The organism is Xanthomarina sp. F2636L (assembly GCF_026410195.1).
GTDB lineage: Bacteria > Bacteroidota > Bacteroidia > Flavobacteriales > Flavobacteriaceae > Xanthomarina.
On the sequence record NZ_JAPMLM010000068.1, the window covers coordinates 642,287 to 657,393 of the forward strand.

At 32.8% G+C, this 15,107-nt stretch carries 14 protein-coding genes; 11 read left to right on the top strand and 3 right to left on the bottom strand.

From position 1 onward, the window contains the following. The 3 genes from rnc to pyk all read left to right on the top strand — a co-directional run bounded on the left by rnc (window position 1) and on the right by pyk (window position 2,765). Window positions 1-741 (top strand): ribonuclease III, encoded by a 741-nt coding sequence (rnc, locus tag OS191_RS10280; RefSeq protein ID WP_267155601.1) that lies wholly within the window; start codon window positions 1-3, stop codon window positions 739-741. A gap of 96 nt (window positions 742-837) precedes the next feature. Then, a complete protein-coding gene (locus OS191_RS10285; protein WP_267155602.1) occupies window positions 838-1,323 on the top strand; it encodes an IPExxxVDY family protein in 486 nt (161 codons plus the stop codon). Continuing rightward, window positions 1,323-2,765 carry a pyruvate kinase gene (gene pyk, locus OS191_RS10290; protein ID WP_267155603.1) on the top strand — a complete coding sequence of 481 codons (1,443 nt, stop codon included), beginning with the start codon at window positions 1,323-1,325 and terminating at the stop codon, window positions 2,763-2,765. Before OS191_RS10285 ends, pyk begins: the two co-directional genes overlap by 1 nt. Here the strand turns inward: pyk and dinB are convergent. Beyond that, window positions 2,762-3,871 carry a DNA polymerase IV gene (dinB, locus tag OS191_RS10295; RefSeq protein WP_267155791.1) on the bottom strand — a complete coding sequence of 370 codons (1,110 nt, stop codon included), beginning with the start codon at window positions 3,869-3,871 and terminating at the stop codon, window positions 2,762-2,764. The genes pyk and dinB overlap by 4 nt on opposite strands. A gap of 42 nt (window positions 3,872-3,913) precedes the next feature. Here dinB and OS191_RS10300 point away from each other — a divergent pair, with 42 nt between their 5' ends. Genes OS191_RS10300 through OS191_RS10310 form a run of 3 tightly spaced genes read left to right on the top strand, consistent with a single transcriptional unit; the run spans window position 3,914 to window position 5,651 of the window. Then, the gene (locus OS191_RS10300) at window positions 3,914-4,576 is read left to right on the top strand and encodes an NAD(P)H-binding protein (protein ID WP_267155604.1); all 663 of its coding nucleotides are present in this window, start codon (window positions 3,914-3,916) and stop codon (window positions 4,574-4,576) included. Window positions 4,577-4,602: 26 nt separating this feature from the next. Further along, window positions 4,603-5,079: a CYTH domain-containing protein gene (locus OS191_RS10305; RefSeq protein WP_267155605.1), complete on the top strand. Its 477-nt coding sequence runs from the start codon at window positions 4,603-4,605 to the stop codon at window positions 5,077-5,079. An 11-nt stretch (window positions 5,080-5,090) separates the two neighbouring features. Further along, complete coding sequence (locus OS191_RS10310) at window positions 5,091-5,651, top strand: YciI family protein (protein ID WP_267155606.1); 561 nt, start codon at window positions 5,091-5,093, stop codon at window positions 5,649-5,651. Here the strand turns inward: OS191_RS10310 and OS191_RS10315 are convergent. Next, window positions 5,643-5,978, bottom strand: a complete 336-nt coding sequence (locus OS191_RS10315) for an antibiotic biosynthesis monooxygenase family protein (protein WP_267155607.1) — start codon at window positions 5,976-5,978, stop codon at window positions 5,643-5,645. The two genes, OS191_RS10310 and OS191_RS10315, sit on opposite strands and share 9 nt — an antisense overlap. Beyond that, window positions 5,947-7,041: an isoaspartyl peptidase/L-asparaginase family protein gene (locus OS191_RS10320; protein ID WP_267155608.1), complete on the bottom strand. Its 1,095-nt coding sequence runs from the start codon at window positions 7,039-7,041 to the stop codon at window positions 5,947-5,949. Before OS191_RS10320 ends, OS191_RS10315 begins: the two co-directional genes overlap by 32 nt. Before the next feature lie 124 nt (window positions 7,042-7,165). Between OS191_RS10320 and amaB the strand changes: the two genes are divergently transcribed. From amaB to OS191_RS10345, 5 genes are all read left to right on the top strand, one after another. Continuing rightward, window positions 7,166-8,719, top strand: a complete 1,554-nt coding sequence (gene amaB / locus OS191_RS10325) for an L-piperidine-6-carboxylate dehydrogenase (RefSeq protein WP_267146949.1) — start codon at window positions 7,166-7,168, stop codon at window positions 8,717-8,719. A gap of 171 nt (window positions 8,720-8,890) precedes the next feature. Further along, window positions 8,891-11,026 (top strand): prolyl oligopeptidase family serine peptidase, encoded by a 2,136-nt coding sequence (locus OS191_RS10330; protein WP_267155609.1) that lies wholly within the window; start codon window positions 8,891-8,893, stop codon window positions 11,024-11,026. Between the two features lie 86 nt (window positions 11,027-11,112). Next, window positions 11,113-12,024 carry an ABC transporter ATP-binding protein gene (locus tag OS191_RS10335; RefSeq protein WP_267155610.1) on the top strand — a complete coding sequence of 304 codons (912 nt, stop codon included), beginning with the start codon at window positions 11,113-11,115 and terminating at the stop codon, window positions 12,022-12,024. A 125-nt stretch (window positions 12,025-12,149) separates the two neighbouring features. Further along, the gene (locus OS191_RS10340; RefSeq protein WP_267155611.1) at window positions 12,150-14,162 is read left to right on the top strand and encodes a tetratricopeptide repeat-containing sensor histidine kinase; all 2,013 of its coding nucleotides are present in this window, start codon (window positions 12,150-12,152) and stop codon (window positions 14,160-14,162) included. A 50-nt stretch (window positions 14,163-14,212) separates the two neighbouring features. Continuing rightward, entirely contained in the window at window positions 14,213-15,013 is an 801-nt protein-coding gene (locus OS191_RS10345; RefSeq protein WP_267155612.1) for a response regulator transcription factor, read from the top strand. The last annotated feature ends 94 nt before the right edge of the window (window positions 15,014-15,107 follow it).

The window sequence follows — 15,107 nt, forward strand, 5'->3', positions numbered from 1 at the left end:
ATGAAACACATTCGAAACATATTAAATTCCCGTTCTAAAAATGACGGGAATTTTTTTGTGTTTATTCACAAAACTCTTGGCTTTAAGCCTAAATCTTTAAACTTCTATAAGACGGCCTTTACGCATCGTTCTATGAATATTAAAGACACCCAAGGCAATACCATTAACTACGAACGTTTAGAGTTTTTAGGAGATGCTATGCTTGGAGCCGTTATCGCTTCACATTTATACATTGAAGTTCCAAGTGGAGACGAAGGTTATTTAACAAAAATGCGCTCTAAAATTGTTAGTAGAGAACATTTAAATGAACTAGGCAAAGACCTGAATTTAATTAGTCTTGTTGAAAGTAAAATTCCAAAAGGACAGTTTGGAGATAATATTCATGGCAATTTATTTGAAGCACTTGTAGGAGCTATTTTCCTTGATAAAGGCTATAAATACTGTGAAAAATTCATCTATAAAACAGTTATTATTCCTTATGTAGATATTGAAACGCTGGAAGGTAAAGTAATAAGCTACAAAAGCTTACTTATTGAATGGTGTCAAAAAGAAAAGAAAACTTTCGATTATCATGTATATGAAGATTCAGGTAACGACGATGTAAGACACTTTTCAGTAAAACTATCAATAAACGAGAAAGTAGTTGCAAAAGCAAGAGCTACTTCAAAAAAGAAAGCTGAAGAAAAAGCATCGAAACGCGCCTATTTTGTTTTTCAAAAACAAATATCCAAAGATTTCTAAAATCCTTATTATATCTAGATTTAATAGTGTTAAGATTAATCAAAACTTAACTTTACTAAACAGGATATATCTTATATTTACATGATAATATTTATCATGGCAATAAAAAAACTTAGCTTAGACGATTTTTTTGATGAAGCAGATTTTACGCTCATTGGAATTCATACATCCATAGAAGATTATAGACTTGCCTATTTTTTAAACTCAAAATTGAACATCAATCTTAAACGAAAAAAATTAGATCTAGATTTTAAAAACAATGCCAATTACTCCATTTACGAATGGGAAGATCACAAACAATTAGTCGTTTGGAATTTAGTATCAAACACCTGCAAGGTAGAAACAACAAACCCAATACTAGATAACGACTTATTTACAGGTTCTGGAAAAATTATTGAAACCAATTATTTGCTACCAGAATTGAAAAAAATTAATTTTTTATTAAAAATTAACGACGAACTATTACCCACTAATAAGAGCCTTAAAATAATAAACAAAATTCAAGAAATTCCACATATTATTACGGCCTATCAAATAGAAGTAGAACAACTTAAATCAAAAAACAATTTAATATTTAATTAATGTTAAAAAGAAAAAAAACCAAAATTGTAGCCACATTAGGCCCAGCAACTAGCACCAAAGAAATTTTAAAAGGGATGTTAGATGAAGGTGTTAACGTGTTTAGAATAAACTTTTCTCATGCAGATTATAAAGACGTAGAAGAACGTATTAAGATGATACGTGAACTAAACGACGAATTTGATTATAACGCAGCCATTCTTGCCGATTTGCAAGGCCCAAAACTACGTGTTGGGAACATGAAAGGTGAAGTTTTTGTAAATGAGGGAGATGAAATTGTTTTTGCAACTGGCGAACGTTTTGAAGGCACCAAAGAACGTGTTTATATGACTTACGATAAGTTTCCTCAAGATGCTAATCCTGGAGAAAAAATCTTATTAGACGATGGGAAGTTAATTTTCGAAGTGGTTTCTTCAGATAGAAAAACAGAAGTGGTAGCTCGAGTGATTCAAGGAGGACCTTTACGTTCTAAAAAAGGGGTAAACCTTCCAAATACAAATATTTCGCAACCAGCACTTACCGAAAAAGATATAGAAGATGCCCTTTTTGCAATTGAACAAAAAGTTGATTGGATGGCACTTTCTTTTGTACGTCATGCTGAAGATTTAATGCAATTAGAAGAATTAATAAGCAAACATAGCGATCATAAAATTCCAATTATTGCAAAAATTGAAAAACCTGAAGCTGTTGCGAATATCGATAAAATTGTAGCATATTGCGATGGTTTAATGGTAGCTCGTGGCGATTTAGGTGTTGAAATTCCAGCTGAAGAAGTACCTTTAATTCAAAAACAATTGGTTTTAAGAGCCAAGCAGGCTAGAATTCCAGTAATTATTGCCACACAAATGATGGAAACCATGATTTCTAGTTTAACACCAACAAGAGCTGAAGTAAACGACGTTGCAAACTCTGTTATGGATGGTGCAGATGCTGTTATGCTTTCTGGGGAAACCTCTGTTGGGAGTTACCCTATTCAAGTTATTAAACAAATGTCCAACATTATAAAAAGTGTTGAAGACTCCTCTTTAATTAAGGTGCCACAAGTACCACCACATATTAGAACCAAAAGATATATTACTAAGTCTATTTGCTATCACGCAGCAAATATGGCTAATGAAATTGATGCTAAAGCTATTTCAACACTTACCAATAGTGGATATACAGCCTTTCAAATCTCGGCTTGGAGACCAAGTGCACATATATTAGTTTTCACTTCCAACAAAAGAATTTTAACTCAACTAAATTTACTTTGGGGAGTTAAGGCTTTTTATTACGATAAATTTGTTAGTACAGACGAAACTATAGAAGACGTTAACGCCATTGCATGTAAAAAAGGATATTTAGAGCCTGGAGATATGTTAGTGAGTTTAGCTGCTATGCCAATACAAGCAAAAGGCATGGTTAATACGCTTCGAGTTACTGAGATTACAGATTGTAATTTTTAAAACGCAAACTGCAATTGCACACTTACCGTTTTATATTCGGGTTTGCTTGGTTTTTTATTGCTCTTTTCATTATTTAAATTGGACATTGAAATACCAAGCAATCTTACCGAATTACTTAATTTTTCTTGATATAACAAGTCTTTCGCAACCTCTAAAATCAAATCTTTATCACTCATAAAATATGGCAACGTTTTACTTCTTGTTTGTAAGGTGAAATCGCTGTATTTTATTTTTAAGGTGACTGTTTTTCCAGATACTTTGTTTTTGTTTAAGCGTTTGGAAACCTCTTGAGCTATATGTTCCAATTTTTCAAGCATGAAGATTTCGCTTGATAAATTCTCATTAAAAGTGCGCTCTGCAGCTAAAGACTTTCTAGTTCTATTGGGTTTCACTTCAGAGGTATGAATCCCTCGAACTATGTAATAATAGAAAGCTCCAGACTTTCCAAAGTTAGTATCTAAATATTCTAATGATTTAGATTTTAAATCTTTACCAGTAAAAATACCTAATTGATACATTTTTTCGGCAGTTACCTTGCCAACTCCATAAAATTTTCTAATATCTAGCGCCTCTAAAAAAGGTATAACCTCTTCAGGATTGACTGTTTTTTGACCATTAGGTTTGTTGTAATCACTAGCCACTTTAGCAACAAACTTATTGACAGAAATACCTGCTGAAGCTGTTAAACCAACCTCTTTAAAAATACGATCTCTTATTTCTTTGGCAATTAAACTGGCACTTGGATTTCCTTTTTTATTTTCAGTAACATCGAGATATGCTTCGTCTAAGGATAATGGTTCTACCAAATCTGTATAATCATGGAAAATTTTTCTAATCTGTTTTGAAATTTCATGATATCTGTCAAAACGAGGTTTTATAAATATTAAGTCTGGACAATTCCTTCTGGCTTGTGCGCCACTTATAGCACTTCTAACTCCAAACTTTCTAGCTTCATAACTGGCAGCGCTTACCACACCACGAGTTCCACCACCTCCTACTGCAATGGGTTTACCTTTCAATTCTGGATTGTCCATTTGCTCTACAGATGCATAAAAAGCATCCATATCTACATGAATAATTTTTCGAATGGGTAAATTGTCTGACATCATGTAAATTTATAATATCTTTATCAAAAATGACGTGTCGAAATGGGTAAAACAGCCATCATTTTAGGAGCTACTGGATTAACTGGAGGTTTGTTACTGGAAAAACTACTTTTAGATAGCAGATATAATAAAATTATTTTGTTTTCAAGAACATCTTGTGGTATCAAACATGATAAAATTGAAGAACATCTCGTAGATTTATTAGATCTAACCTCTCATAAAGAGGACTTTAATGCTGATGAAGTTTTTTGCTGCATTGGTACCACAAAAGCGAAAACTCCAAACGAAGAACAGTATCTTCAAATAGACTATGGGATTCCTGTTATGGCAGCACAACTTAGTAAAGAAAATAACATTAAAACATTTATTGTTATTTCTGCATTAGGAGCAGATAAACAATCCAATTTGTTTTATAACCGAACAAAAGGAAGGATGGAAGAAGCTATTTTAATGGAGAAAATTACAAATACTTATATCTTACAGCCTGCATTAATTGGAGGAAATAGAAGCGAAAAGAGATTTGGAGAGTCTGTTGCAAAACTTCTTATGAAATTTGTTAACCCTTTTTTATTGGGTTCTCTTTCAAAATATAAATCCATTCATCCTATAAGTATCGTCAAATGCATGGTTTTTCTCGCAAATAACTCGTATCCTACTATACTAATCCCATCGGATGAAATTAAAAAAATAGCCATTAATAATTAAAGTACCCTTTTTCATAGGCAATAAATATGATAGAAATTGAACGTAAATTTTTAGTTAAAAACAATACTTATAAAAAAGAAGCCTTTAAAGAAATCCATATAAAACAAGGATTTCTAAGCTCGGATAAAAATAAGATTGTTCGGATAAGAATTACTGATAATCAAGGTTTTATAACTGTAAAAGGACCTCCTTCAAATAATGGCATCTCTAGATTTGAATGGGAAAAAGAAATTTCTAAAACAGATGCCGAAGCTCTTTTTAATTTATGTGAAGAAGGCCGGATTGAAAAAACCAGATATTTAATAAACAAGGGAAACCACACTTTTGAAGTAGATGAATTTTATGGTGCAAACGAAGGTTTAATTGTTGCTGAAATAGAATTAAACCATGTTACTGAACTATTTATAAAACCTGCTTGGTTAGACAAAGAAGTTACTGGAGACACCAAATATTATAACTCTCAATTAAGTAAAAGCCCCTATAAATCTTGGACTAAAAAATAACATTTTATATTATGAAAAACCTCATCTTAATAAGCCTTTGTTTTATTGTTTTTTCAGCTTGTAAACAGGATAAACAAGGATCTTCAATAGACAATCTAGAAGACCCTACTTCTATTGAAATTACAGATACCATTGTAAAAATAGATACTATTATTGAAAAAATTAATGTTGTTCCTATTGAAAAAACTGACAAAGAGATTAAAGCAGAATTAAACTCAATGGGTTTTAAAACTTTCAATTACATCAACCCAAAAACTCAAGACACTATTTTAATGCAGCAATATTTTATGGCTTTTTTAAAAAGTGGTCCGATAAGGAATCAAAATGAAGAGGAGGCTGCTATGTTACAAGAAGCACATTTAGAACATTTATCTAAAATGTATCAAGAAGGTTATGCTGATTTAATTGGGCCATTTGGGGACGACGGTGATATTCGTGGCATAACGGTATATAATGTACCTACTTTAAAAATGGCAGATAGTCTTGCCAACTCAGACCCTTTAGTTAAAGCTGGTAGATTGGTTGTTGAAGTACATCCTTGGTGGGCTGCCAAAGGAAATTCGCTACGATAATGAAAAGTCGTATTCTCGTTCTACTTTACAGATTCTAACATGATACCAATGGTACCATTGGCTTCTTCCTTTTTGTTGTGCTAAAAGATGTTCGGAATGTTGTTTCCATGTTTTAATAGCTTCTAAACTTTCCCAATAACTAACAGTAATTCCTATATGATTTCTTGCAGATTCTATTGCTAAAAACCCTTTTTGCTGTTTGGCTAATGATTCCATTTTCTCTGCCATTTCTGGATAACCATTAACATCTTCATTTTGAATTGAAGTAAAAATAACTGCATAATATGGAACTGTTTTAGTCATTATAAATCCCAATATATAATTCATCTTTATCATTTATGGAGGCTCGATACATACCTGCTGTATTAAATTCCATGACCATATTCCCATTTTTATCAACGGCAATAATCCCGCCATCACCCCCAAGATCTGGAATTTTTTCTTGAATAACTACACGAGCAGCTTCTTGAAGCGAAAGTCCTTTATATTCCATTAATGCAGAAATATCGTGAGCTACCATACCGCGAATAAAAAATTCTCCCCAGCCTGTACTAGAAACAGCGCAGGTATTATTATTGGCATAAGTTCCTGCTCCAATTATTGGAGCATCACCTATTCTTCCCCAACGTTTGTTGGTCATACCTCCGGTAGAGGTTCCTGCAGCTAAATTTCCGCTTTTGTCTAAAGCAACACAACCAACCGTTCCAAATTTAGAGTCTTTAATAGTAGCATCATAAAATGCTGTTTTATTAACTTTCTTTTTATTTTCTTCATGACTTTTTACGCGCTTTAGAGAGTTCATTCTACTTTCAGTATAGAAGTAAGTAGAATCTACAATTTCTAAACCTTGTTCCTGTGCAAATATATCTGCTCCATGTCCTGCTAACATAACATGTGGAGAATGCTCCATAACAGTTCTTGCCAAACTTATCGGGTTTTTTACTGTTTTTGTTCCTGCAGAAGCCCCTGCATTTAAGGTTTTTCCATCCATAATGGAAGCATCTAATTCGTTTGTACCAGCATTTGTAAAAACAGCTCCTTTTCCTGCATTAAACAAAGGAGAGTTTTCCATTATACGAATAGTTTGTTCTACGGCATCCAAACTACTTCCCCCATTTTTTAAAATCTCATATCCCACGCGAACAGCTTCTTCTAATTTTAACTTATAAGCTGCTTCGTCATCTTTAGTCATATTTTCTTTTAAAATTGTTCCTGCGCCTCCATGAATAACAATGGCAAATTCATTGATTTTTTTTTCATTTTTATCTTTTGATCGTTCTAAAGTGTCATTTGCTAATTGTCTGCTATTAGAAAAAGCCTTTAGTTCTTCTTCATTCTTACAACTAGAAACAACTAAAAATAAAAGCAAAAAATACAGGTAGGGTCTCATAAATACAAAATTTAAAATACAAGTCTTAAAGTTACGTTATTTCGAAAACCTATCTCCAGAGAAACAACATTTTATTCCTATCTTTGTGATATTAATTAATAATCAGTAAAAAAATTAAGCAAATATGGAAGCAATTGCTACCGATTACGGAATTGAAAAAGCTCTAAAACAACTTGGAGTAAAAGATATAAATGAAGGGACTTCTACAGGCTCTAATAACTTTGCCAATGGCGAGGTTATTGAAAGCTATTCTCCTGTAGACGCGCAATTAATTGGTAAAGTAAAATCGACCACAAAAGAAGATTACGAAAAAGTTATAACAACAGCATCTGCTGCTTTTTTAACTTGGAGAAATATGCCAGCACCTCAACGTGGTGAAATAGTTCGTCAATTTGGAAATAAGTTACGTGAATTAAAAGAACCTTTAGGAAAGTTAGTTTCTTACGAAATGGGAAAATCTCTCCAGGAAGGTTATGGAGAAGTTCAAGAAATGATTGATATCTGCGATTTTGCAGTTGGTTTATCAAGACAATTAAACGGACAAACCATCCCATCGGAACGTCCAGGTCACGTTATGCGTGAGCAATGGCATTCTTTAGGTGTGGTTGGAATTATTTCGGCTTTTAACTTTCCAGTAGCTGTTTGGGCATGGAATACGGCTTTAGCTTGGGTTTGTGGAGATGTATGTATCTGGAAAGCTTCAGAAAAAACACCTTTATGCGCAGTAGCTTGTCAGAATATTATAGCTGGAATTTTAAAAGAAAATAACTTACCAGAAGGTATTTCAAATATTATTACAGGAGATTATACAGTGGGTGAAATGATGACTACCGACACGAGAGTTCCATTAATTTCTGCTACAGGTTCTACAAGAATGGGAAGAATTGTTGGTGTAACAGTTGCAGAACGTTTTGGAAAATCTTTATTAGAATTAGGTGGTAACAATGCCATTATTATTACTCCTACAGCCGATTTAAAAGTGGTTGTGCCAGGTGCTGTATTTGGTGCTGTTGGAACTGCCGGACAACGTTGTACTTCAACTCGACGATTAATTATTCACGAATCTGTTTACGATAAAGTAAGAGATGCTATTGTTGGTGCATACGGACAGTTAACTATTGGAAACCCATTAGACGAGAAAAACCATATTGGACCATTAATTGACAAAGACTCTGTAAACACCTATTTAGCTGCTATTGAAAAAGCAAAAGCTGAAGGTGGAAATGTATTAGTTGAAGGTGGCGTTTTAGAAGGTGAAGGATACGAAAGCGGATGCTACGTAAAACCTGCTATTATTGAAGCTGAAAATCATTACGAAATTGTACAGCACGAAACTTTTGCTCCTGTTTTATACTTAATGAAATACTCTGGAGAGGTTGAAAATGCTATTGAACAACAAAATGGTGTTGCTCAAGGATTATCTTCTGCTATCATGACAAATGAGATGAAAGAAGCTGAAAAGTTCTTATCGTTTGCTGGTTCAGATTGTGGAATTGCCAATGTAAATATTGGAACTTCAGGTGCTGAAATTGGTGGTGCCTTTGGTGGTGAAAAAGAAACAGGTGGAGGCCGTGAGTCTGGATCTGATGCTTGGAAAGTATATATGAGACGTCAAACAAATACAGTAAACTATTCTGATGAGTTACCATTAGCTCAAGGAATTAAGTTCGATTTATAATATTATAATAATTAGTGTTAATTTTAAAAGACCGTTTTCTCTTTCGAAAACGGTCTTTTTGCATTCTATTAATTAACAAAGCCTTTGCATTTATAGTTAAGGCTTTTAGCTATTTTTGAAGTTTATCTTTTTAATCAAGTTTTGTATTAAACCCATCTATATAGAGTTCTCATGAAAAAAATTATTATCTCTTGTTTATGCGCAACTGTTATTTTTAGTTGCGATACAAATACTAAAAAACCAGAAACGTCATTGAAATATCCTAAAACTAAAACCGTAGATACTGTAGACTCTTATTTTGGAACAGAAGTTAAAGATCCCTACAGATGGCTAGAAGACAACAGAAGTCCTGAAACTGCTGCCTGGGTTAAAGAAGAAAATAAGGTAACTCAAGACTATTTAAAAACAATCCCTTATAGAGACAGTTTAAAAGAACGCTTAAAGACACTTTGGAATTTTGAAAAAATTAGCGCTCCTTCAACCGAAGGCGACTATAATTACTATTTTAAAAACGATGGACTTCAAAATCAATCTGTTGTTTATAGAAAGAAAAAAGACGATACAAAAGAAGAAGTTTTTCTGGATCCAAATACCTTTAGTAAAGATGGAACCACGTCTTTAGGAGGCTTATTTTTCTCAAAAAACAGCAAGATGCTTGCTTATGCTATTTCTGAAGGAGGTAGCGATTGGAGAAAAGTCATCCTTATCGATACCGAAACTAAAGATATCCTAGAAGACACTTTGGTAGATATTAAATTTAGTGGTGTTTCTTGGTATAAAAACGAAGGCTTCTACTATTCTAGTTACGACAAACCAGAAGGGAGTGAACTCTCTGCAAAAACAGATCAGCATAAAGTTTTTTATCATAAATTAGGAACTCCACAAAAAGAGGACCTTCTTATTTATGGAGGAACAGATGCAGAAAAACATCGATATATTACTGGAAATGTTAGTGAAGATGATCGATTTTTATTTATAAATCCGAAAGTATCTACGTCTGGAAATAAATTATATGTAAAAGACTTAAATAAGACCAATGCTCCTTTTGTTGAAATTATAGGTAATACAGATAGTGATACAGGACTTATTACAAATAAAGGAGAGACTTTATACTTATTAACCAATCTAAATGCACCCAATAAACGGGTTGTAAAAGTATCGGCATCAAATCCTAATCCAGAAAATTGGGTAGATGTTATTCCAGAATCAGAACATGTGTTGTCGGCTTCAAAAGCAGGTCATTATCTCTTTGCTGTTTATATGGTAGATGCTGTTTCAAAAGTATTTCAATACAATTACGACGGGAAACTAGTTCGCGAAGTAGAACTTCCTGGACTTGGGTCTGCTGGAGGTTTTTCAGCCAAAAAAGATGAAACTGAATTGTATTACTCCTTTACCAATTATATTACTCCTGGAAATATCTACAATTACCAAATAGAATCTGGAGCTTCAAAACTGTATAGCAAACCTGAGATTGATTTTAATCCGAATGAATACGAAAGCAATCAGGTGTTTTTCACATCAAAAGATGGCACAAAAGTACCAATGATTATTACTCATAAAAAAGGGTTAGAATTAAACGGAAACAACCCTACCATCCTTTATGGTTATGGCGGATTTAATATCAGTTTAACGCCTGCATTTAGCATTGCCAATGTGGTTTGGATGGAACAAGGAGGTATTTATGCCGTTCCTAATTTACGTGGAGGTGGTGAGTATGGAAAAAAATGGCATGATGCCGGAACTAAAATGCAAAAGCAAAATGTATTCGACGACTTTATTGCAGCTGCCCAATATTTAATTGATAACAAATACACTGCTTCAAAATATTTAGCTATTAAAGGGGGATCTAACGGTGGACTCTTAGTTGGAGCAACCATGACACAACGTCCAGACTTATTTCAAGTGGCTTTACCAGCTGTGGGTGTTTTAGACATGCTCCGTTACCATACGTTTACTTCGGGAGCTGGCTGGGCATACGACTATGGGACATCCGAAGATAATAAGGAGATGTTTACATATTTAAAGAACTATTCGCCTTTGCATAATATTAAAGAAGGTGTGGAATATCCTGCCACTTTAATAACTACGGGCGATCATGACGACAGAGTCGTGCCAGCACATAGTTTTAAATTTGCTGCCGAATTACAGAGCAAACAAACTGGAGCTCATCCAACCCTAATTCGTATTGAAACAGACGCAGGTCATGGCGCAGGGACTCCAGTAAGTAAAACCATCGAGCAACATGCGGATGTTTTCGGGTTTACGCTTTATAATATGGGTTTTAAAACCTTGCTTAAAAAATAAGTGAAGCTGTAAAAAGCTAAAGTTTATTCAATAAATTTAAAGTCGTTTGAAATTTCAAACGACTTTTTTTATCCTATTTTTGTAACATGCTACAGGTAAAAAACATCTCTTTTAAATATCAAAAAAATCCTATTTTACAAGACATTAGTTTTTCTGTAGAATCTGGAGAATATGTATCTATTATTGGTGAAAGTGGTTCTGGAAAAAGCACCTTATTAAAATTACTCTATGGAGAATTAGATGTAAATGAAGGTCAAATTTTCTGGAAAGACACTGAAATTCTTGGACCAAAACACAACTTAGTTGTAGGTTACGATTTCATGAAATACGTCTCTCAGGAATTCGATTTAATGCCTTTTATTACTGTAGCTGAAAACATTGGAAAACACCTATCTAATTTTTATCCAGAAGAAAAGCAAGCCCGAATAAAAGAACTTTTGGAAATTGTAGAACTCACTCCTTTTGCTGATAAAAAAGTAAAGCTTTTAAGTGGTGGACAAAAACAACGAGTAGCCTTAGCAAGAGCTTTGGCTAATAAACCTGAAATACTTTTATTAGATGAACCTTTCAGTCATATCGATAATTTTAAAAAACAGAACCTAAGACGAAGTTTGTTCAATTATTTAAAAGAGAAAAACATTACCTGTATTGTAGCTTCGCACGATAAGGAAGATATTTTACCATATTCAGACAGAATGATTGTTTTAAACAACCATAAAATATTGGCAAACCATACTCCAGAATATTTATACAACAATCCAAAAACGCCATTAATCGCTTCCTTTTTTGGAGAATTTAATGTGATTGACGGAAATATTATTTACGCGCATCAACTACAGATTGTTGAGACATCAGATTTAAAAGCTACTGTAAAAAAATGCTATTTTAAAGGAACCTATTATTTGATTGAAGCAGAATTAAAAAGAGAGATTGTGTTTTTTGAGAACTCGCAATACATTCTACCAAACTCACAAGTTTTTATTACTATCTTAAATTAAAGTGAAAATCTTCCTTTTTTGAATGAAAATAATATAAAATTGAATGAAAAATTGATTCTATATTTTTGACGAAATTATTGAATGTTAAAATTTTAACATTTATATTTAGGGATAATAAATTATCTATGAGACAACTATATTTAACTACATTTTTTAGTTTTTTTGTTCTTTTAGCTTGGGGACAGAATTCGAAGAAGATTGATGAGTTGAAAAACAGAATTCAAGATGAAGAAAAAGAATTAATAAAAATTGACTTATTAGTAGAATTAGTTGGATTTGAAGATGACGACTATGATATTAAAAATGACATTGATAATGTAAATGAGTTAATTAAGTTATCTGAAAAGAATAATATACCTAAAGGATTAATATCAGGATATAAAGCACTTTCAACAGCTTTAGTTTTTGACGACTTTGAAAAGTCAATAGATTTTATATTAAAAGCAAAAAAAATAAGCGAATCAATTGATGATTATCAACATCAACTGGAATGTATAATCCAAGCTGGTTATATTTATGCTGATTGGCATAAATACGACAACGCTCTTTCAATCTTAAATGAAGGAATTGAAATTATTAAAAATAATTCAACGATTGAAGGGAAATGTAAGTTGTACGTCTGTTTCGGATATGTATACTCATACACTGAGAATGATGAATTATTATTAGATAATTATAAAAAGGCATTAAATTGTAGTGATGGTTTAGTTTGTAATGATTGTTTTGTTGAAATGAGAAGTTATGAGGGATTATGTTGGTCTTTAATAGATAGAAAACAATATGAAAAAGCTGAAGAATATGCGAAATTAGCTTTACTAATTTCAGAAAGAATAAATTCCGATTTCTATAAATCTACCTTCAATCGAATTTTAGGTAGGATATATTCAGATATTAATGAACTTGATTTAGCAGCTATACACTTTAAAATTGCTCTAAAAAACTATAAGAAAGGCAAATATAAAATAATGGTTTTTGACCAACTAAATTATTTGTCATTTTTATATAGTAAGAAAAAGGAATATTATGCTTCTTTGAAATATGCTGATAGTGCAATTATCGTTGCCAAAGAGACTAATGTGCAATCCGCAATTAATTCAGCAATGATGTCAAAAGCTGAAGCATTAATAAATTTAAATGATATTTCAAAAGGAGAATCTTTGTTAAAAGAAGTCAGCAAAGATACTGTCAATAAAGAAAATTGGCAATCCTACCATAAAGAAAATCTACTTTACTTAAAAATTCTGTCCTTTAAAAAAAGAAATAATTTTAAAGAAGCTCTAGCTTTTACAAATAGATTACATAATTATAAAGATTCTTTAAACAAAGTTAGGTTTAATAATACTATTCTGAATTCAGAATCGAAATTAGAGACTGAATTCAAAGAAAAAGAAAACCTCCAACTCAAAGCCGAAAAAGCTGAACAAGCAGAGCTTATAGCTTTAGAAAGCAAACGCAAATGGCAAATGGCTGGTGGTTTGGCTATGGCTTTTGTTGGTTTTGGTGTTTTTGGGTTTTATTACAGACGCAATAAAAAGCAAAAAGAAGCTATAGAAAACCTTCAAAGAGAACTGCATCATCGGGTGAAAAATAACCTATCGATAATTGATACCTTTATTGATGTGGTTAAAGATGAATTTAACGACGACGCTATAAACAACAAACTTTCCGAACTTCAAAATAGAATAGATAGCATTAACGAAGTACATAAACAATTGTATGCAAGTGCCAATGTCACCGACTTAAACCTAAAAAAATACATCGATACCTTAGCTAATAATGTCCAGCAGTCGTTTCCCAATAATAATATTTCCATAGAGCAACATATAGACAATAGCATAAAAATAAGCCCAGAAAAATCATTTCCGTTAGGATTAATCATAAACGAATTTATTACCAATTCCTATAAATATGCTTTTAATGATGCAAATGGGAAAATTGAAATGACATTAAAAGAAATAGATGGTGTTATTAACGTATCACTATCAGATAATGGCAAAGGCTTGCCCAAAGATTTTAATCCTGAAACAAGTCCTTCTTTTGGCTTGCGCATTATCAAACTGTTAAGCCAACAACTTAAAGGAACGTATCATTTAGAATCAAAAAACGGTGTTCACTTAAACATGCAATTTCCAAAATAAATAAACCTGATTAAAGACAGAACCTGCAAGGTTTCAAAAAAATAAAAAACATGAAAGCACACATCTTAATTGTAGAAGACGAAGCCATCCTGTACGAACGTTTACGCGCTAAACTAAGCAAAGCCCTTTACACAGTTGCCGATTATGCACCAAGTGTTACAGAAGCACTAGCTAGCATCCACACAAAACGTCCAGATTTGGTGCTTTTGGACATCAATCTGGAAGGTGAACAAACAGGATTCGATCTAGGCAAACAATTGCACGACGTTTATAACATTCCATTTATTTATGTGACCCAATACGAAGATGATGCCACCTTTTACAAAGGCTTACATACCAACCACGACGACTTTATAGTAAAAACAAAACCTCGTTTAAATATAGACGAACTGCTTAGGAAAATACAAACCGTTCTCCATAGACAACAGCAAAACCAGCCACCAGCAAACCAAAAAGGCGTTATGGGTTTAATTGGCTATCTAGACGAAATAAAAGAACTAGATAAAAGCCAAGTAACCCGAGTGCCAGTTCCATACCATGACATTGTATTTTTTACCGTAAGACCTTATATAAACGAAAATGAAACCGAAGAAAGCCTTCGTGCCAATTATCTATGGTTTCAAACCAAAAACAAGGACTATTATTTTTTAAAAACCTCACTTCGCGATTTACAAAAAACACTGCCTTATAACTTTGTGCGCATCAACGAAAGTTACATTGTAAACATAGCTACTAACGTTATGGATGGCAGAATAAATGGCTCCAGACTCTGTATTAAAAACCAGGAATTTACCATTAATAATACCTATAAAGAAGAAGTTAATAACCGACTGAAGCATTTTTATGGGTAATTGTTTGTCATTGACTGCATCGAATCTTCGATTTCAGAGCGAAGCAAAGAATCTCTTCTTTTTAACTAACAGAATACTCGCATCGTTATAATAT

Coding starts and splice junctions, on each gene's coding strand:
- rnc (WP_267155601.1), top strand. CDS start 1: ATGAAACACATTCGAAACATATTAAATTCCCGTTCTAAAAATGACGGG.
- OS191_RS10285 (WP_267155602.1), top strand. CDS start 838: ATGGCAATAAAAAAACTTAGCTTAGACGATTTTTTTGATGAAGCAGAT.
- pyk (WP_267155603.1), top strand. CDS start 1,323: ATGTTAAAAAGAAAAAAAACCAAAATTGTAGCCACATTAGGCCCAGCA.
- dinB (WP_267155791.1), bottom strand. CDS start 3,871: ATGTCAGACAATTTACCCATTCGAAAAATTATTCATGTAGATATGGAT.
- OS191_RS10300 (WP_267155604.1), top strand. CDS start 3,914: ATGGGTAAAACAGCCATCATTTTAGGAGCTACTGGATTAACTGGAGGT.
- OS191_RS10305 (WP_267155605.1), top strand. CDS start 4,603: ATGATAGAAATTGAACGTAAATTTTTAGTTAAAAACAATACTTATAAA.
- OS191_RS10310 (WP_267155606.1), top strand. CDS start 5,091: ATGAAAAACCTCATCTTAATAAGCCTTTGTTTTATTGTTTTTTCAGCT.
- OS191_RS10315 (WP_267155607.1), bottom strand. CDS start 5,978: ATGAATTATATATTGGGATTTATAATGACTAAAACAGTTCCATATTAT.
- OS191_RS10320 (WP_267155608.1), bottom strand. CDS start 7,041: ATGAGACCCTACCTGTATTTTTTGCTTTTATTTTTAGTTGTTTCTAGT.
- amaB (WP_267146949.1), top strand. CDS start 7,166: ATGGAAGCAATTGCTACCGATTACGGAATTGAAAAAGCTCTAAAACAA.
- OS191_RS10330 (WP_267155609.1), top strand. CDS start 8,891: ATGAAAAAAATTATTATCTCTTGTTTATGCGCAACTGTTATTTTTAGT.
- OS191_RS10335 (WP_267155610.1), top strand. CDS start 11,113: ATGCTACAGGTAAAAAACATCTCTTTTAAATATCAAAAAAATCCTATT.
- OS191_RS10340 (WP_267155611.1), top strand. CDS start 12,150: ATGAGACAACTATATTTAACTACATTTTTTAGTTTTTTTGTTCTTTTA.
- OS191_RS10345 (WP_267155612.1), top strand. CDS start 14,213: ATGAAAGCACACATCTTAATTGTAGAAGACGAAGCCATCCTGTACGAA.